The organism is Streptococcus sp. UBA3373 (genome assembly GCF_002360305.1).
In the GTDB taxonomy this organism is placed as follows: Bacteria; Bacillota; Bacilli; order Lactobacillales; family Streptococcaceae; genus Streptococcus; species Streptococcus alactolyticus.
Genome location: NZ_DEQF01000003.1, coordinates 17,411 through 35,750 on the forward strand (window position 1 = coordinate 17,411; position 18,340 = coordinate 35,750).

The 18,340-nt window shown below is 40.6% G+C and carries 16 protein-coding genes; 14 read left to right on the forward strand and 2 right to left on the reverse strand.

The window, feature by feature from the left end; genetic code table 11:
* The first annotated feature begins 10 nt into the window (after positions 1-10).
* The 6 genes from der to greA all read left to right on the forward strand — a co-directional run bounded on the left by der (position 11) and on the right by greA (position 9,082).
* Positions 11-1,321: a ribosome biogenesis GTPase Der gene (der, locus tag B3R79_RS00310; protein ID WP_293693124.1), complete on the forward strand. Its 1,311-nt coding sequence runs from the start codon at positions 11-13 to the stop codon at positions 1,319-1,321.
* 128 nt (positions 1,322-1,449) lie between these two features.
* A complete protein-coding gene (locus B3R79_RS00315) occupies positions 1,450-4,545 on the forward strand; it encodes a DEAD/DEAH box helicase (RefSeq protein ID WP_293693125.1) in 3,096 nt (1,031 codons plus the stop codon).
* A gap of 180 nt (positions 4,546-4,725) precedes the next feature.
* Positions 4,726-5,319 (forward strand): hypothetical protein, encoded by a 594-nt coding sequence (locus tag B3R79_RS00320; protein WP_167829274.1) that lies wholly within the window; start codon positions 4,726-4,728, stop codon positions 5,317-5,319.
* A 29-nt stretch (positions 5,320-5,348) separates the two neighbouring features.
* The gene (gene murC, locus B3R79_RS00325) at positions 5,349-6,680 is read left to right on the forward strand and encodes a UDP-N-acetylmuramate--L-alanine ligase (RefSeq protein WP_204984235.1); all 1,332 of its coding nucleotides are present in this window, start codon (positions 5,349-5,351) and stop codon (positions 6,678-6,680) included.
* Between the two features lie 160 nt (positions 6,681-6,840).
* Entirely contained in the window at positions 6,841-8,520 is a 1,680-nt protein-coding gene (gene mltG / locus B3R79_RS00330; RefSeq protein ID WP_154454757.1) for an endolytic transglycosylase MltG, read from the forward strand.
* 79 nt (positions 8,521-8,599) lie between these two features.
* Complete coding sequence (gene greA, locus B3R79_RS00335) at positions 8,600-9,082, forward strand: transcription elongation factor GreA (RefSeq protein WP_154454756.1); 483 nt, start codon at positions 8,600-8,602, stop codon at positions 9,080-9,082.
* A gap of 81 nt (positions 9,083-9,163) precedes the next feature.
* On the opposite strand, the gene yidC is transcribed toward greA, so the two are convergent.
* Entirely contained in the window at positions 9,164-10,093 is a 930-nt protein-coding gene (gene yidC / locus B3R79_RS00340; RefSeq protein ID WP_168260416.1) for a membrane protein insertase YidC, read from the reverse strand.
* A gap of 103 nt (positions 10,094-10,196) precedes the next feature.
* Positions 10,197-10,475 carry an acylphosphatase gene (locus B3R79_RS00345; RefSeq protein ID WP_154454754.1) on the reverse strand — a complete coding sequence of 93 codons (279 nt, stop codon included), beginning with the start codon at positions 10,473-10,475 and terminating at the stop codon, positions 10,197-10,199.
* A 91-nt stretch (positions 10,476-10,566) separates the two neighbouring features.
* Here B3R79_RS00345 and B3R79_RS00350 point away from each other — a divergent pair, with 91 nt between their 5' ends.
* The 8 genes from B3R79_RS00350 (at position 10,567) to B3R79_RS00385 (ending at position 18,292) form a co-directional block, all read left to right on the forward strand.
* Positions 10,567-11,565, forward strand: a complete 999-nt coding sequence (locus tag B3R79_RS00350; protein WP_168260417.1) for a LacI family DNA-binding transcriptional regulator — start codon at positions 10,567-10,569, stop codon at positions 11,563-11,565.
* 215 nt (positions 11,566-11,780) lie between these two features.
* A complete protein-coding gene (locus tag B3R79_RS00355) occupies positions 11,781-13,157 on the forward strand; it encodes a glycoside hydrolase family 32 protein (RefSeq protein ID WP_235280773.1) in 1,377 nt (458 codons plus the stop codon).
* A gap of 17 nt (positions 13,158-13,174) precedes the next feature.
* Positions 13,175-14,449: an oligosaccharide MFS transporter gene (locus tag B3R79_RS00360; RefSeq protein ID WP_293693126.1), complete on the forward strand. Its 1,275-nt coding sequence runs from the start codon at positions 13,175-13,177 to the stop codon at positions 14,447-14,449.
* A 49-nt stretch (positions 14,450-14,498) separates the two neighbouring features.
* Positions 14,499-15,242 carry a TrmH family RNA methyltransferase gene (locus B3R79_RS00365; protein WP_154454521.1) on the forward strand — a complete coding sequence of 248 codons (744 nt, stop codon included), beginning with the start codon at positions 14,499-14,501 and terminating at the stop codon, positions 15,240-15,242.
* A 107-nt stretch (positions 15,243-15,349) separates the two neighbouring features.
* On the forward strand, positions 15,350-15,823 hold the full coding sequence (locus B3R79_RS00370; protein WP_293693127.1) for an HD domain-containing protein: 474 nt from the start codon (positions 15,350-15,352) through the stop codon (positions 15,821-15,823).
* 42 nt (positions 15,824-15,865) lie between these two features.
* The gene (locus B3R79_RS00375; protein ID WP_293693128.1) at positions 15,866-16,555 is read left to right on the forward strand and encodes a Bax inhibitor-1/YccA family protein; all 690 of its coding nucleotides are present in this window, start codon (positions 15,866-15,868) and stop codon (positions 16,553-16,555) included.
* Positions 16,556-16,670: 115 nt separating this feature from the next.
* On the forward strand, positions 16,671-17,912 hold the full coding sequence (locus B3R79_RS00380; protein WP_293693129.1) for a diaminopimelate decarboxylase: 1,242 nt from the start codon (positions 16,671-16,673) through the stop codon (positions 17,910-17,912).
* Between the two features lie 137 nt (positions 17,913-18,049).
* The gene (locus B3R79_RS00385; protein ID WP_154454525.1) at positions 18,050-18,292 is read left to right on the forward strand and encodes a YneF family protein; all 243 of its coding nucleotides are present in this window, start codon (positions 18,050-18,052) and stop codon (positions 18,290-18,292) included.
* The last annotated feature ends 48 nt before the right edge of the window (positions 18,293-18,340 follow it).

Below are 18,340 nucleotides of genomic sequence, written 5' to 3' on the forward strand. Positions count from 1 at the left end.
AAGAAGAATTATGGCTTTACCTACCGTTGCTATTGTCGGTCGTCCAAATGTGGGCAAATCGACTTTGTTTAACCGTATTGCAGGTGAGCGTATTTCCATTGTGGAAGATGTCGAAGGCGTAACGCGTGACCGCATCTACACAACTGGAGAATGGCTGAACCGTAAGTTTTCATTGATTGATACAGGGGGAATTGACGACGTTGATGCCCCATTTATGGAGCAAATCAAGCACCAAGCTGATATCGCGATGAATGAGGCAGATGTGATTGTTTTTGTGGTTTCAGGAAAAGAAGGCGTTACAGACGCTGACGAATACGTTTCAAAAATCTTGTACCGCACTAACAAACCAGTAATTTTGGTGGTCAATAAAGTGGATAATCCTGAAATGCGTAGTGATATTTACGATTTCTATTCACTTGGTGTGGGTGATCCTTACCCAGTATCATCGGTTCACGGGATTGGAACAGGGGATGTTCTAGATGCGATTGTGGATAACCTCCCTGTTGAGGAAGAAGATGAAAATCCAGACATCATCAAGTTTAGTTTGATTGGACGCCCAAACGTTGGGAAATCAAGCCTTATCAATGCTATTCTTGGTGAAGAACGCGTGATTGCCAGCCCAATTGCAGGGACAACTCGTGACGCTATTGACACCAACTTTACAGATAGCGAAGGTCAAGAATATACCATGATTGACACTGCTGGTATGCGTAAATCTGGCAAAGTTTATGAAAACACAGAGAAATATTCTGTGATGCGTTCGATGCGTGCCATTGACCGCTCAGACATTGTGTTGATGGTTATTAATGCCGAAGAAGGTATTCGTGAGTATGACAAGCGTATTGCTGGTTTTGCTCATGAGGCTGGTAAGGGAATTATCATTGTGGTCAACAAGTGGGATACCATTGAAAAAAACAACCACACCGTGACGCGTTGGGAAGAGGATATTCGGGACCAATTCCAATTCTTATCTTATGCCCCTATTATCTTTGTTTCAGCAGCGACTAAGCAACGTTTGAATAAATTGCCTGAGATGATTAAAGCAATAAGTGCAAGCCAAAACAAACGCATTCCGTCAGCTGTGCTTAACGATGTGATTATGGATGCCATCGCGATCAACCCAACACCGACTGACAAGGGTAAACGTTTGAAAATTTTCTACGGTACCCAAGTTTCACTTAAACCACCGACATTTGTCATCTTTGTCAACGAAGAAGAGCTGATGCACTTCTCATATATGCGTTTCTTGGAAAATCAAATTCGTGCGGCCTTTGGTTTTGAAGGCACACCGATTCGTTTGATTGCTCGTAAACGCCAGTAATACCCTAATCTCTTGAGCAATTTGCTCGGGAGATCTTTTTGATTTCTGCTGCAAAAAAGGTATTTACTGGCTCAAAGGAAGTTTAATTTGATATAATTAAGAGATAAGAAAAAGGTGGGTGACTAACAGTGAGCAGAATGATTCCAGGTCGCATTCGTAATCAAGGTATTGAACTGTATGAAAAAGGTCTTGTGACCATTACCAGCACGCGTGATGGCGTAATCCAAGCCAGAATTGGGAAACATCACCTGCAATACGCCTTGGAAGATGACCAAACTCGATGTGATTGTGAACTTTTTGCCAAAAAAAGGTATTGCCAACATTTGGCTGCTTTGGAATATTTTTTAAAAAATAATCATCAAGGAAAAGAGTTGTCGATTAGCCTCAAAGACAAGCAAGAAAGTCAGGAAGAAGAGCAACGAAACACGTCTTTTGGCAGCATTTTTCTAGACCACTTGGAGATGAATAGCGATGACACGACCAAGTATCGCTTGTCGGCTTATGGTAACCAAAGTCCTTATTCTTCTAATTACTGGTGGACGCTTAAAATCAACCGCTTGCCTAGTGATAGGACCTATGTCATTCGCGATATCAAGTCCTTTTTAGCGCTTGTCAAAAAAGAAGGCCACTACCAAATCGGCAAGAATTATTTTGAGTCTTTATCTTTGATTCAATTTGATGAGGCCAGCCAAGAACTCATTCGGTTTTTGTGGCGGGTATTACCAGACAATGAAAAAGTGGACACGGACTACATTTTGCCAAATCATGGGCGGTATTTAGCCTTGACCAGCGGGCTTTTTGAAGAAGGCCTGTCCTTGCTAAACGACCTCTATCATTTTTCATTTGAGTACCATAAGCAACCCTATTCTGAGCTGGCTTTTCGTCAGTTGGATGGCAGCGAGGGGCTTATTCGCTTTCAAGTGGTGGTGCATCGTCAGTCTATCGAGTTGATTATTATGGAAGGTGATTTCCACATTTTTTTTGACAATGCTTTCTTGTTCACAAGAGGCACTGTCTATGCCTTGAATTTGAAACAGCAAAAAATGCTAACGGCTATCCGAAGCCTTCCGATTGAAGCGGATTTGGCCAAACATTTGTTCTTCAATTGGGAGGACCAAGACAAGCTGGCTTCTAGTTTGCTAGATTTCAAGGAATTAGGCAGTGTGGACGCACCAAAAAGCTTTGAAATCAAAGACTTCAGTCCTATTTTTAACCTGTCTTTAAATCATTATGATGAAGTGGAATTGCATCTGACTTTTGATTATGGCACGGTTCAAGTCAGCAGCAAGCAAGAACTGGAAAATTTGCCTTTTGCTAGTCATTTCAAACACGAGGAGCGTATTTTCAATGCCTTGAAAGCCAACGGCTTTTCAGCTGCTTTTGTGTCTTACCACGCACCTTTGACGCCTGAGGACCTGTATCCCTTCTTTACAAAGACCGTGACACAATTTCGAAAATTAGGGCAAGTCATTCTTTCAGACGACTTGAAAGCCTTGTACCATGTGGAAAATCCACGCGTTTCGGTTACAACTCAAAGTGGGTTGCTGGATATTTCGTTTGATTTTTCAACCATTGTTGAGGACCAAGTGGACGCCGCCTTGGAGGCTTTGACCAAAAATCAGCCTTATTTTATTGATTCGGCAGGGCGTTTGGTGGTTTTTGATGATGAGATTAAAAAAGTCAGCAAATCCTTGCAAGCATTGCGTGCCAAACCATTGAAAAATGGACATTTGCAGATGGATGCCGTGTCAACCTTCCAATTGGTCGATGTGTTGCAGGACAATGACCGCATCACCTTTTCAAAAGAATTTGAACAATTGGCCTATGATTTGACCCACCCAGAACAATTTGAGATGACCTTCCCACCTGTCAAGGCAGAATTGCACGCCTACCAAAAAACAGGGGTGCGGTGGTTGTCTATGCTGGACCATTATGGCTTTGGCGGTATTTTAGCGGATGACATGGGCCTTGGGAAAACCTTGCAGACCATTACCTTTCTTGCCAGTCGCCTAAAACCTGACATGCGGGTCTTGATTTTATCGCCGTCTAGCCTCATTTACAATTGGCTGGATGAATTCAAACGCTTTGCGCCTGAGATTGACGTGGTGGTGTCCTATGGCTTGAAATCTGTTCGTGATGACATTATTGCCCAAAATCACCAAGTGACCATCACCAGCTATTCGTCTTTCCGCCAAGATTTTGAGGAATACCAAAAGCATTCCTTTGATTACTTGATTTTGGACGAAGCGCAGGTCATGAAAAATACGCAAACCAAGATTGCGCATTACCTCAGACAATTTGACGTTGGGCATTGCTTTGCCCTTTCAGGAACGCCGATTGAAAATAAATTGCTGGAAATTTGGTCTATTTTCCAAATTGTCTTGCCAGGTTTATTGCCAGATAAAAAGACCTTTCTCAAAATGGACGCCAAAGAAGTGGCCCGTTTCATCAAGCCTTTTATCATGCGTCGTCGCAAGGAAGAAGTGCTTCCAGAATTGCCAGACCTGATTGAAATCAATTACCCTAATGAATTGGATGACAAGCAAAAAGCTATTTATCTCGCTCAATTGCGGCAAATGCAAGAAACACTTGTTGGGGCTAGTGATGAGGACATTAACCGTCACAAGATTGAAATCCTATCAGGGATTACGCGTCTGCGCCAAATCTGTGACACGCCAAGCTTGTTTATGGATTATAAGGGAAATAGTGGAAAGCTCGATAGCCTGCGTATTTTATTGGCACAAATCAAGGACAACGGTCACCGCGCTCTCGTCTTTTCACAGTTTAGAGGCATGTTGGATTTAGTTGAAGATGAAATGGCTGAGCTTGGCTTGACATCTTACAAGATTACAGGGTCAACCCCTGCGGATGCCCGTCAAGAAATGACGCGAGCCTTCAATAATGGCTCTAAGGATGCCGTTCTTATTTCCTTGAAAGCTGGAGGTGTCGGGCTTAATTTGACAGGAGCCGACACAGTGATTTTAGTAGATTTGTGGTGGAATCCTGCTGTTGAAATGCAAGCCATCAGCCGTGCGCACCGCCTTGGCCAAAAGGACAATGTGGAAGTTTACCGCTTGATTACGCGTGGGACCATTGAAGAGAAAATCTTGGAAATGCAAGAAAACAAGAAAAATCTTGTCACCACAGTACTTGACGGCAATGAAGCGCGTGCCAGCATGACCAATGAGGACATCAAGGAAATTCTGGGCATCAATCAGCTTTAACCCGCTGAAAATTTTGAAAAAAAGCTTGATTTAGTTTATAATAAACATGCTATGTTTAAGATGGGTTTTTCCGTGATTCTAAGGGAAAACCTACTGATAAACTAAGAGTCCATGCCAATTCTGATGACGATTGTTCTCAAAAGGTGCATGCGATACAACCATTAGAAAGGAAGTGAAATTGTGAAGAAAACGACAAGACGTTTTCCGTTAGTGGCTGATGATGAACCTGTCAGCAGTCCATCTAAAGCGATGGCTTTGTACGAGAATTCAGATTTAATTACCAATATTCATGGCGCTTATCGTGAAAAAGACTACAATGATGTGACAAATAACTATCATTTTGTGACTGAAAACGACCATGACAGCGAGCGTGTCAAAACACTCAATGAAGGCAAGTCTTATGCTGAACTGGCTCGCGATGAAGCCAGACAAGATGTGAAGAAAAAACGTCAAGCTTACGTATCAAACAATTTGGCTAAACCTTCAAAAATGGCAAATCAACAACCATTGCAAACGAAAAAACCAAACCCTCCTAAAAAAAGGGCTGGTAAATTCAGTCATTTGAGTGCTAACATGCGTCAAGATGACTACATTTTAGCTGAGATTCCCCTTAACCACCAACGCTCACAAAAGGAATCCACTCAAAAAGCCAAAAAGAATAGTTATGAATTCTTAAAACATAGTCAAATTTATAATAAGGATGCCAACCAAAAACAGAAAAAATATCAAAAAGCGCAAGAGATGAATTTGGCGCAATTGGATACAAACAAATAAGGCATCCGTTATGAAATAGAGGAGAAAACATGTCTAAAACCTATCATTTTATCGGAATTAAAGGGTCTGGTATGAGTGCGTTAGCATTGATGCTACATCAAATGGGACACACTGTTCAAGGAAGTGACGTTAGCAAATATTATTTTACCCAACGTGGATTAGAGCAAGCAGGCATTAAGATTTTGCCATTTTCTGAAGACAACATCACAGAAGATGTAGAATTGATTGCTGGTAATGCCTTTCGTGAAGACAACAATGTCGAGATTGCTTATGCCATGAAAAATGGTTTTGCCTTTAAACGCTACCATGAATTCTTGGGTGAATTTATGCGTCAATTTACCAGTTTTGGTGTGGCAGGTGCCCACGGAAAGACCTCAACCACAGGGTTATTATCACATGTTCTCAAAAATATCACAGATACCTCTTATTTGATTGGTGACGGTACAGGTCGTGGCTCAGCCAATAGCAATTATTTTGTCTTTGAAGCCGACGAATACCAACGCCACTTCATGCCATACCATCCAGAGTATTCCATCATCACGAATATTGACTTTGACCACCCAGACTATTTTGAAAGCATTGACGATGTGTTTGCAGCCTTCAACGATTATGCAAAACAAGTGCAAAAAGCTTTGTTCTTGTACGGTGATGACCTTTACTTGCGTCGTATCACGTCAGATGCTGCTATTTACTACTATGGCTTCAATGACACGGATGATTTCATCGCCTACGATATTGTTCGCACAACAAGTGGCTCATCTTTCAAAGTCAAACATGAAGGCAAAGAGATTGGTAGTTTCCATCTACCAGCTTTTGGACGTCACAATATCTTAAATGCGACAGCTGTTGTGGCTAACCTTTATGTGGCTGGCTTTGACATGGATTTGGTGGCAGAGCACATGCAATCATTTGTTGGGGTAAAACGTCGTTTCAGTGAAAAAATCATTAACGATGTGACTATTATTGATGACTTTGCACATCACCCAACTGAAATCATTGCTACACTTGATGCTGCTCGACAAAAATACCCAATCAAAGAAATTGTGGCGATTTTCCAACCACATACCTTCACTCGTACTATTGCCCTTTTGGATGAATTTGCTGACGCATTGAACCAAGCAGATGCGGTTTATTTGGCTAATATCTACGGTTCTGCGCGTGAAGTTGACCACGGCGATGTCAAAGTTGAAGACCTTGCGATGAAAATCAAGAAACCAGCTAAAGTAGTGAGCGTTGAGAATATGTCACCGTTGTTGGACCATGAAGATGCGGTTTATGTCTTTATGGGAGCTGGGGATATCCAACTCTACGAACGCTCATTTGAAGAGTTGCTTTCAAGCTTGACGAATAACAGACAGTAACGAAAAGAGAGAGCACTTGTTCTCTCTTTTTTCTGAAATAAAGTGGCTATTTTCAGGAAAAATGCTAATGTTAAAAATAGATAACAAGCGCTATCTTCTGTTGATTTTAAGCGCTTTTTAGGTTATAATGGCGATTGATTAAGTTTAGGAGGAGTAAGCTTTGACTGAACGTCACGACGATAAGCCAAAAACTCACAAGAAAAAAAGTTTTAAGGAGCAGATTTTAGCGGATTTGCAGGAAGCTAGGCAGTTGCGTCAGCAGCAACATTTAGCCGAGCAAGTCAAAGAAGCTGCAGCCAAATCAGAAGTTCAGGACAATCAGGATTCGGCACTTGCCAATAAGACCGATCAGTCACAACTTTTTGACGAAGATACGCATGAAGTCAAATGCCAGCTTGAAGAAAAGGCTCAGTCGGCTTTAGCTGAAAATCGCATTCAGACGGAAGTAGAACGTTCGAGCATTGACGAGGCTCTAGAAACGATTCAACAAGCCTTTACTCCTGAAACGCTGGAAAAACAGGAACAAGAAAGCTATTTTGTACGGGCGACAGATGGGGTTGGCTCTACGGGAATGCCAGATATCCCGATTGAGATGCTCTATGAGGAGGACTCATCCGAAGATAGCCAAGAAACAGACAACTCTTTTGAGCCTGAGCCAGAATCGCCAGCAGAAACAGAAGAACATTTGGAGAACACAGTGGGTAGAAAACGTCAACGAACAGATAATCTTGCCAAACGCATTGCTTTGGTACTCATCACAGTGATTATTATTGCACTCGGAGCTACCGGTTTTTTTGTTTACCATTATGTAGATAGTGCCATTAAACCTTTGGATAAAACCTCAATCAAATACATCACGGTTGATATTCCAGAAGGCTCTGGGAACAAATACATCGGACAAATCCTTGAAAAAGCAGGGGTTATCAAGAGTGCTACGGTGTTTAATTACTACACCAAGTTTAAAAATTATAGCAATTTCCAAAGCGGTTACTACAATTTGCAACCGAGCATGGATTTGGATGAGATTTGCAGCTTGTTGAAACAAGGCGGAACGGCAGAGCCTGAAAAACCAGCCCTTGGTAAGATCTTGATTCCAGAAGGTTATACCATTAAGCAAATCTCAGAAGCGATCACCAAAAACAAGGCGGACAAGGATGCCTTGACACCATTTAGCTCAGACGACTTTTTAAACGTTGTTCAAGATGAGAACTTCATCGCCAAAATGGTTGAAAAATACCCGCGCTTGTTAGGTGACTTACCAAGTGCCGACCAAGCCACTTATCGTTTGGAGGGCTACCTTTTCCCAGCAACGTATAGCTACTATAAAGAAACCAGCATGGAAGATTTGGTGGAACAAATGATTGCGACCATGGATTCTTATATGTCTAGCTACTACGATACCATTGCTGCAAAAGGCATGACAGTCAATGAAGTCTTAACCCTTGCTTCACTGGTGGAAAAAGAAGGCTCAACCGACGAGGACCGCCGCAACATTGCCAGCGTCTTTTACAACCGTCTAAATGCTGGCATGCCTTTACAAAGTAATATCGCTATCTTGTACGCCATGGGCAAACTCGGCGAGGAAACAACTCTGGAGGCAGACGCAAGTATTGACACAGGAATTGATTCGCCGTATAATATTTATACCCATACGGGCTTGATGCCTGGACCTGTGGATAACCCAGGATTATCAGCAATTGAAGCTGTGATAAATCCAGCAACAACCAATTACTATTACTTTGTTGCGGATGTCAAGACAGGTAATGTCTACTATTCGGAAAACTACGATGACCATGAAAAGAATGTTCACAAATACGTTAATAGTCAGTTATCTGAGTAATAAATACGTACAAGCATGATGTGTTTCGCATCATGTTTGTATTTGTTGTTTATATAAAATTATAGAAAAGAGATAGAAAATGGCAGAAAAAACTTATCCCATGACCCTAGCTGAAAAAGAGCAGCTAGAACAAGAATTAGAAAATCTTAAATTGGTTCGACGCCCAGAAGTCGTTGAACGTATTAAAATTGCTCGTTCTTACGGTGACTTGTCTGAAAACTCTGAGTACGATGCAGCCAAAGATGAACAAGCTTTCGTTGAAGGACAAATTCAAATTTTGGAAACTAAAATTCGTTATGCTGAAATTATTGATAGCGAAGCTGTTGCCAAAGACGAAGTTGCTATTGGTAAAACCGTTGTTGTTCAAGAAGTGAACACAACTGACCAAGATGTTTACCACATTGTTGGAGCTGCTGGTGCGGATATCTTCTCAGGTCGTATCTCTAACGAAAGCCCAATCGCTCAAGCTTTGATTGGTAAAAAGACAGGTGACATCGTTACAATTGAATCACCTGCTGGAAGCTATGACGTTGAAATTTTGAGCGTGGAAAAAACAGCTTAATGACAAGAAGGTTTACAAGCCTTCTTTTTATTGCAACAAAAAGGCCGCCATTCCTATCAGAATGACGGTCTTTTGAATGTTTTAGCGACGTTTTCGTTGTTTTCCAGCGTTACGTTTTGCCTTACGAGCTTGATTATTAGTGTTATTTAATTGTGCTTTGTTAGCGTTTGGTGTAACGTCTTTACGGCTGGTTGATTTGTAAGTTTTTGGAGGATTGTTTTTAAATTCCTCTTCAATGCGATGACGAAGTCTTGGTTTAATAACAAACATGGTAATTAATTGTTGGAAAATCGAGAAGATACCACCGACTAACCAGTAAAGTAAGACGCTGACTGACATTCCCATACCCATGAAGACCATCATCAATGGCATCACGTACATGGTACCACGCATAGCTGCACGTTGTTCTTCAGCTACACCTTGCATTGACAACCATGATTGGAAGAGGTACAAGATAGCGATGACTGCTGTTAACGGAATACTACGTGTTCCAAGGTCAATTCCCATGAAGGTACTTTCAGAAACCCCTTGAGTGTATTGGGCTGCGAAGTACAAGGCTGAGAAGAATGGCATTTGGATAAGCAGTGGCAAGCATCCCATGCCTCCAAGCATGTTAATACCGTTTTCTCTTTGAGCTGCCATCAATTCCATTTGGGCAGCAGCTTTTTCTTCCTGAGTTGTCGCATTTCGCATACGCTCATTGATTGGCTCAAAGATAGGTTTTAAGAAAGCCATCTTTTCAGATTGGTAACTTGCCTTCCAAGATTGGTAAAGCCCTAAAGGTAGGATAATGAGGCGGACAATAACGGTGACTAAGATAATGGCTAAGCCAAAACCAAGCCCCATGTTATTAGCGAAATACTGGATGAGTTTTGCCATCGGCTCCCCAAGAATGTTCCAAACGGTTCCTGTTGGGTTACCACTAGAATCGACACTGACACAGCCAGATAAAGTTAACAATAACGATAAACTAAGTCCCGATAAGAGGACACGATTTAATTTTTTGTTCAATTGATTATTCCTTTAAAAATATAATACCCTACTATTTTACTTTTTTTTAGGCAAATTCTCAATACATCTATGGTCCTAATTTTTGATAGCTTGGTGACAAAGATTAGTTGGCGATGCGAAAATCCTTAAAATCTTCAGAGTTATCCATTTTGACATCAACATAGGTCACTTTGGCCCATTGTGACGGCCCTTTGCGTACTTCCTGAATAAATTTTGCCATTTTAGCAGCATCTTGGGATTGAGCTAGGATTTCCACAGTGCCGTCATCATTATTCCAAACCCGCCCATAAATATCCCCAATTTGAAGGGCTATTGCATAAGTTGAGTAGCGAAAACCAACGCCTTGCACACGACCAGACACAATCAAACGCACTTTTTTCATCTCAAATTCCTCCCCTAATAATATTATAGTCTTCTTATGCGTTTATTATATCATAAAGCTGATTAGGCTGGCTTATGATATAATAGAAAGCATGAAAGATACGTCACATACTCGTCCAAAATTAGAAGATGTTGCTCGCCTAGCAGGTGTTTCTAAAACAACTGTTTCTAGGGTTTTAAATAATCGAGGTTACTTAAGCGAGAAAACCATTCAGAAGGTAAACGATGCCATGGCAGCGTTAGGCTATCAACCCAATATCATTGCTCGTCAATTGTTCCAACAAAAGACTTATCTAGTTGGTTTAATCTTTCCTACAGTCAATAATCCTTTTTTTGCACAATTAGAAGCTGAAATGGAGCGTTTATTGTATAAAAGAGGTTATAAGGTGTTGATGGGAAATTCACAAAACGATCCAGATAAGGAAGAAGACTACCTCAAACAACTCCTAACCCATCAAGTAGATGGTCTGATTGTAGGTGCTCATAATCAAGGCTTAAAGGAATATAGCCACCATAATCTTCCGATTGTTTCAATTGACCGCATTATGAACGATGACATTCCAGTCGTGTCGTCTGATAACTTTCAAGGTGGTAAACTAGCCACGGAGAGGTTACTAAAAAGAGGTTGTCGTTATGTGGTGCATACAAATGGTCCACTAAATCTGAATACGCCTGCCCAACAAAGACGGCTTGCTTATGAAAGTGTGATGGAAGCCCACGGTCTTAAACCGATTACTTATCACATTGATTTTAATATTAGTCAGGAAGAAAAAAGAGAAGTTCTACGTTGTATTTTTGAAGAACATCCACTGGTTGATGGCATATTTGCCTCTAACGATACCGATGCGGCTATTTTATTGTCTTTAGCAAGAGAGTATCATCGTGAAGTTCCTCGTGATTTAAAAATTATTGGATATGACGGTGCCGATATGACACAATTATTGTTGCCACATCTCTCAACAATCCAACAACCGATTAATCAAATGGCAAAAACAGCTGTAAACCTCTTAGAAAATCGCATGAATGGTAAAGTAAGTCAATCTAATACTCATATTTTACCTGTTAAACTCCTAGATAATGGCACTTGTTAACGGTAATAAGTCCTACAAGGCTTTCTAATATATAAAAGTATATAAAAGCAATTTATCATCAGGATAGGTTGTTTTTTCAGTTAATCACATAAAATTAAAAAATATTATATCAACCGGTTGACATATAAAAATGAAAGCGCTATAATTAATGTATTCCTTAAAGGAAAACGATTTCACAATATGTTAACCGGTTATCATATCAAGAGGAGAAAAAAATGGAAACAATGACTGTGAACAACGATCGCTATCGTCTTGGCTATCATGTTATGGCTAAAGCTGGCTGGATTAATGACCCAAATGGATTTTCGTATTTCAAAGGTTACTACCATATCTTCTATCAATATTACCCTTATGGATCAGATTGGGGTCCAATGCACTGGGGACATGCTAGAAGTAAAGATTTAGTGCATTGGGAAACGCTACCAATTGCTCTGGAACCCACTATTGAAGATGGTTGTTTTTCAGGAAGTGCTGTTGAGTATGATGGAAAACTGTGGTTGATTTATACTGGACATCATTATACAGATCCTAATGATCAAGAGCAATTCTACGAAGATCAAAATCTAGCTTACAGTACAGATGGCATTCATTTTACCAAATATGAAGGTAATCCAGTTTTAACGACACCAAGTGGTAATACAAAACATTTTAGAGATCCAAAAGTGTGGCAAGATGGTGATACTTTTTATATGGTTTTAGGAAGTCAAGGTGAAGATGGTTTAGGAAGAGCCTTGCTTTATCAATCACACAATCTGATTGACTGGAAGGAATTACCTATCCTTGATAAAGCAAGTAACTTGGAAGATGAAGGTTACATGTGGGAGTGTCCAGATTTCTTCCGTCTAAATGGTGAAGATATCTTGTTGATGTCGCCACAAGGTTTAGAGCCAAAAGGCGACAAATATCGCAACCTTAACCAAACAGGCTATCTTATGGGACAATTGAAAGAAGACTTTACCTTATCACGTAGTTCATTCATAGAAATTGATAATGGTCATGATTTCTATGCGACACAAACATTATTGACGCCAGATGGACGTCGCGTGATGATTGCATGGATGAATGCTTGGGATTCACCAATGTATGAAAAGGCAGATGGCTGGGCAGGAGCTCTCACTCTTCCGCGTGAATTGGTTATCCGTCATGGAAAAATCTATCAATTGCCAATCAAAGAGTTGAAATCGTTACGTGAAGCTTGTGAATTTAGTGGAACGTTGGAAGCTCATAGCAAATATGAATTGGCTCGTACCAGTGAATTCGAGATGGCTATAAAAGGAGTAACATCAGGAAAACTCCTAACCCTAAGTGACGGTGACAATCAGTTAGATTTAACAGTTGATTTGTCTGGACAACGCTTGATTCTAAATCGTAGCACAACCGATGGCGAACGTGTTGCTCATCTTGACTTGACCGATGAAATGACGTTACAAGTCTATATTGATAAGAGTTCAGTGGAAATTTTTGTGAATGAAGGTAGCGTTACCTTTACAGAAAGAATTTACTGGAATCATGCAATTGAACTTTCTTTAGACCAAGCATGTGATAATCAAACCCACATCTATCGATTGGAAGAAGAAGCTAATACCTACTAATTTGGAGGCTAGGAGTCATGAAGTCTTTGAAAAAACAATTTGACAATCCCTTTTATGCAAGTAATTCCTTGTCAATCTTGCTCTTCTTCACAGGTTGGGGAATTTGGTGGTCATTCTTCCAGATATGGTTGACCAGCAAGCAAGGCTTTTCAGGTTCACAAGTTGGAACCATTTATTCTTTTAACTCTGCTATTACCTTGATTTTGATGTTTGTCTATGGTTCTATTCAAGACAAATTGGGAATCAAAAAGACACTTTTGATGTTTTGTGTAGGATGTGAGATTTTCTTAGGACCTTTCTTCACATGGATTTACGTTCCTATGCTAAAAAGTCAGTTTTATGTGGGAGTTTTACTAGGATCTTTATACTTATCCGTTGCATTTTTAGCGACTTCGCCGACATTTGAAGCTTTGGCAGAACGTATGGGAAGACGTTTTAACTTTGAATACGGTCAAGCGCGTGCTTGGGGTTCATTTGGTTATGCTGTGGCGGCTTTGGTGGCAGGTTTCCTATTTACTATAAATGCTTATTTGATTTTCTGGGTAGGATCTGCTTTTGCAGTTGTGTTGCTCTTGGTCCTTATTTTCTTTAGACCAGAAGATGATGAAGAAAAACTCCAGCAATTTGAGAATTTGGCTGAAAATCAAAAAGAAGATAAATGCCCTTCTATGGCTGAAATTTTAAACGTGTTTAAGATGATTGATTTGTGGAAAATTATCATTTTTATCATGATGAGTTGGACTTTCTATACCGTATTTGACCAACAGATGTTCCCTGACTTCTTTACTAAATTCTTTAGTACACCTGCCATTGGTCAACAGGCATATGGGGTTCTCAATTCAATGGAAGTCTTTTTAGAATCCATTATGATGGGATTGGTTCCTATCATGATGCGCAAAACAGGTGTTCGTAAAAGCCTTCTTATTGGACTGGTTATCATGGTTTTGCGTATCGGTAGTTGTGGTTTAGTGACCAATCCTTTAGGCGTTTCTATTATTAAACTTCTACACGCACCAGAAACGGCCATCTTTATTCTAGCGATGTTCCGTTACTTCACACTTCACTTTGATACACGTATTTCAACAACGCTTTACATGGTTGGTTTCCAAATTGCGGCTCAGGTAGGACAAATTATTTTCTCTACGCCATTTGGAGCCTTACATGATAAGATTGGTTATCAAAAAACCTTCTTGGTGGTATCTGGTATTGTGACGTTGTCTGCTATTTATGCCTTCTTTATTCTCAAAAAAGACGATAAAGATGTTAATGGACAACCATTAGAAATGAGCTAAAATAGTGCTGAAATCTCCTTTTTGGGAGATTTTTTGTTATAATAGCAACATGCTAACGATAACTTCTAAATCCAATAATCTCATTAAAAAAACGAAAAAATTATTGCAAAAGAAATACCGGCAGTCGTCTTATTTGATTGAGGGCTGGCATTTGTTTGAAGAGGCGGAAAAAGCAGGGGCGACTTTTGTGAATGTCTTTGTTTTGGAAGCTTTTGTTGAGCGCATCAGCCATTTGCCAAAGGTAACAGTGGTGACTCCTGAAGTATTGAGGGAGTTGACTGATTCTAAGGCACCACAGGGCATTATTGCTGAAGTTGCGATGCCGCAGTTGCCCCTTGAAGCGCTAAAAGCAGGACGCTACTTGGTCTTGGAGGATGTTCAGGACCCTGGAAATGTCGGGACCATGATTCGGACAGCAGATGCGGCTGGCTTAGATGGTGTGATTATTTCGGAAAAATCAGCCGATATTTACAATCAAAAAACGCTGCGTTCTATGCAGGGCAGCCATTTTCACCTACCTGTTTGGCGAATGGATATGGCGGTTGCTTGCGAGCAGTTCCACACATTAAACCTACCTGTGCTGGCTAGCACCTTGTCATCAGATTCGATTGACTACAAGGACTTTGCGGCTCCGCAGCAGTTTGCTTTGGTCATGGGCAATGAAGGCAATGGCATTTCGGAAAATATGGCGCAACAAGCAACCCATTTGGTTCACATTAGCATGCCTGGTCAAGCAGAGAGTTTGAATGTGGCTGTGGCAGCTGGTATTTTGCTTTTTCACTTGATAGCTTAGGTCTTAAGCATTCTCTTATTTCACTTTAATTTAAGATATTATGCTATAATTAAGTTGAGAGAAAGGGGGCGGGTTACACGGAAGCCTATAAAAAAGACAAAGAATTTATGGACCTTGTTGGTTATATCATCCAACATCCTCGTTTTCAAAAATTAGATAAGATTATCCAACACCACTATTCAACTCGGATGGAGCATTCCATCGACGTGGCTTATACGAGTTATCGTATTGCTAAAAAATTGGGTTGGGATGCAAAAGCTACCGCACGTGGCGGACTCTTGCATGACTTTTTCTATTACGATTGGAGAGTTACAAAATTTAACAAAGGGCACGCTTGGGTTCACCCTCGAATCGCTGTTCGTAACGCACGGAAATTGGTGGACTTAACAAAACGTGAAGAGGATATTATTTTAAAACACATGTGGGGGGCTACTATTGCGCCACCACGCTACAAAGAAGGTTATATTGTTACGATGGTTGACAAATATTGTGCGGTTAAAGAAGCGATGACGCCTTTGCGAAAACGATTTACCAAACGCAGACGTTACAGCCGCAAGATTTTACCAAGCAATCATCGTTAATATAGAATAGACATTATCTCTTTATTACAGAAAGGAAAGTATATGGATAATAATGTTATTTATGCTCAAAATGACGGGGCATTAAGTCGCTTTTTTGCTAAGATTTATGGATTAGTCGGTATGGGAATTGGGCTATCAGCCTTTGTCTCATACCTCATGCTTTATGTCTTTTCAGACAATATGGTAAATATTATCACTTATCATCCAATGGTTTATTACGTTGCTATCTTTTTAGAACTTGCCCTAGTATTTATGGCAAGTAACGCTGCGCGTCGCAACACACCTGCGGCCTTGCCACTATTTCTATTTTATTCGGCCTTAAACGGCTTTACCTTGAGCTTTGTTTTAGCAGCTTACACGCAGGCGACTGTTTTCCAAGCCTTTATCTCATCAGCTTTAGTCTTTTTTGCTATGTCAATGGTTGGTTTCTTTACGAAACGTGATTTATCAGGCATGACCAAGGCTTTGATGGCGGCTTTGATTGGGATTATCATCGCTAGCTTTGTGAATCTCTTCATTGGTTCTGGCGGTATGAGTTACATCATCAGCATTGTATCTGTGTTGATTTTCTCAGTTTTAATTGCTTATGACAATCAAATGATTAAGCGTGTGTTTGCAAGCACTGGTGGTCAAGTCAATGACGGTTGGGCTATCTCAATGGCCTTGAGCCTTTACCTCGACTTCATTAACTTGTTCTTAAACTTGCTTCGTATTTTCGGAAACGACGATTAATACCTTAACTGACAAGCTGGCACCATTGGTGCTGGCTTTTTTTAGCTATCTTTTGGTGATTTTGTGGCTTTATGATATAATAATCATAATATTTTGACAATTTAGAGGAGTCCTGATGAAAACACCGTTTATTTCAGCTAAAGAACTTGAAACTATTACCGATACTTACCCAACTCCCTTTCATTTGTATGATGAAAAGGGCATTCGTGAAAAAGCGCGTGCTGTCAATAAGGCATTTGCTTGGAATAAGGGATTTAAAGAGTATTTTGCCGTTAAAGCTACCCCAACACCTGCGATTTTGAAGATTTTGCAAGAGGAAAATTGTGGCGTGGATTGTGCAACGGAAGTGGAATTGTTGATGAGCCATAAACTGGGATTTACGGATATCATGTTTTCATCAAACGACACCCCAGCTCGTGAATTTCAATATGCTAAAAAAATCGGTGCGACAATCAATTTAGACGCGTATGAGCACATTGCTTTCTTGAAAGAAGTGGCAGGTTTGCCTGACACGATTTCCCTTCGCTACAATCCTGGTGGCGTCTTTGCCCTTGGGACAGACATCATGGACAATCCCAACGAATCTAAATTTGGGATGACCAAGGAGCAATTGCTCAAAGGGATTCAGGAACTCAAAGCCCAAGGTGTGAAGCATTTTGGTGTGCATTCCTTCTTGGCGTCAAATACCGTCACAAACGATTACTACCCAGAATTAGCTCGCCAACTGTTTGAATTGGCTGTTGAAATCCAGGAAAAAACAGGTGTTGCCATTGATTTTGTCAATTTGTCAGGAGGAATTGGGGTCAATTATCTACCAAGTCAAGAAGCCAATGACATTGCGGTTATAGGGGAAGGTGTGCATCGTGCTTTTGATGATGTCTTGGTTCCAGCGGGACTTGGTGAGGTCAAGATTTTCACAGAATTAGGGCGTTTCATGTTGGCACCGCATGGGTTGTTGGTCACAAAAGTATTGCATCGTAAACAAACCTACCGTACCTATATCGGCGTTGATGCCTCTGCGGTGAATTTAATGCGTCCTGCTATGTATGATGCTTACCATCACATTACCAACATGAGCAATCCAAATGGCAAACTGGAAGCCGTTGATGTGGTGGGGTCTTTGTGTGAAAACAACGATAAATTTGCGAAACAAAGGGAATTGCCTGAGGCGCGTGTCGGGGATATCTTGGTTATTCATGACACAGGGGCACATGGCTTTTCAATGGGTTACCAATACAACGGTCGCTTGCGTTCGGCTGAAATTCTTTACCAAGAGGACGGCACTGCTCGTTTGATTCGTCGTGCGGAAATCCCAGAGGATTACTTTGCGACCATTGAAGGATTTGATTTTGACTAGAGCGATAGCCATTTTGAGCCAAAACTTTTAAGGGAAAAAGAAAGGGGATAAAAGCGCTTAGGCGTTTGTAAACTCTTTCTATTTTTCCCTATTTTTGCTATAATGAGTGGTGTAAAAAATTTAGGAGAAAGATAATCATGACAACATTTCTTTGGATTCTGTTAATTTTGGTTGCCCTTCTTGGTGGGCTTGTTGGTGGTGTTTTCATTGCTCGTCGACAATTTGAAAGAGAAGTGGCTGAACACCCACGTTTAACGCCAGACGCTATTCGTGAAATGATGAGCCAAATGGGTCAAAAACCGAGCGAAGCTAAAATTCAACAGACTTATCGAAATATTATTAAACAATCAAAAGCAGCAGCTGCTAAAAATAGACGATAAGCTAGCGTTTCATCCCTTATGAGAAGTGGCAAGAGACCATAACTCTTA

Bases quoted from the DNA above. Each gene is read 5' to 3' on its own strand.
- B3R79_RS00360 (WP_293693126.1), top strand. From the start codon at position 13,175: ATGAAGTCTTTGAAAAAACAATTTGACAATCCCTTTTATGCAAGTAAT.
- B3R79_RS00375 (WP_293693128.1), top strand. From the start codon at position 15,866: ATGGATAATAATGTTATTTATGCTCAAAATGACGGGGCATTAAGTCGC.
- greA (WP_154454756.1), top strand. From the start codon at position 8,600: ATGGCAGAAAAAACTTATCCCATGACCCTAGCTGAAAAAGAGCAGCTA.
- murC (WP_204984235.1), top strand. From the start codon at position 5,349: ATGTCTAAAACCTATCATTTTATCGGAATTAAAGGGTCTGGTATGAGT.
- B3R79_RS00380 (WP_293693129.1), top strand. From the start codon at position 16,671: ATGAAAACACCGTTTATTTCAGCTAAAGAACTTGAAACTATTACCGAT.
- B3R79_RS00350 (WP_168260417.1), top strand. From the start codon at position 10,567: ATGAAAGATACGTCACATACTCGTCCAAAATTAGAAGATGTTGCTCGC.
- B3R79_RS00385 (WP_154454525.1), top strand. From the start codon at position 18,050: ATGACAACATTTCTTTGGATTCTGTTAATTTTGGTTGCCCTTCTTGGT.
- B3R79_RS00365 (WP_154454521.1), top strand. From the start codon at position 14,499: ATGCTAACGATAACTTCTAAATCCAATAATCTCATTAAAAAAACGAAA.
- B3R79_RS00345 (WP_154454754.1), bottom strand. From the start codon at position 10,475: ATGAAAAAAGTGCGTTTGATTGTGTCTGGTCGTGTGCAAGGCGTTGGT.
- der (WP_293693124.1), top strand. From the start codon at position 11: ATGGCTTTACCTACCGTTGCTATTGTCGGTCGTCCAAATGTGGGCAAA.
- B3R79_RS00355 (WP_235280773.1), top strand. From the start codon at position 11,781: ATGGAAACAATGACTGTGAACAACGATCGCTATCGTCTTGGCTATCAT.
- B3R79_RS00370 (WP_293693127.1), top strand. From the start codon at position 15,350: ATGGACCTTGTTGGTTATATCATCCAACATCCTCGTTTTCAAAAATTA.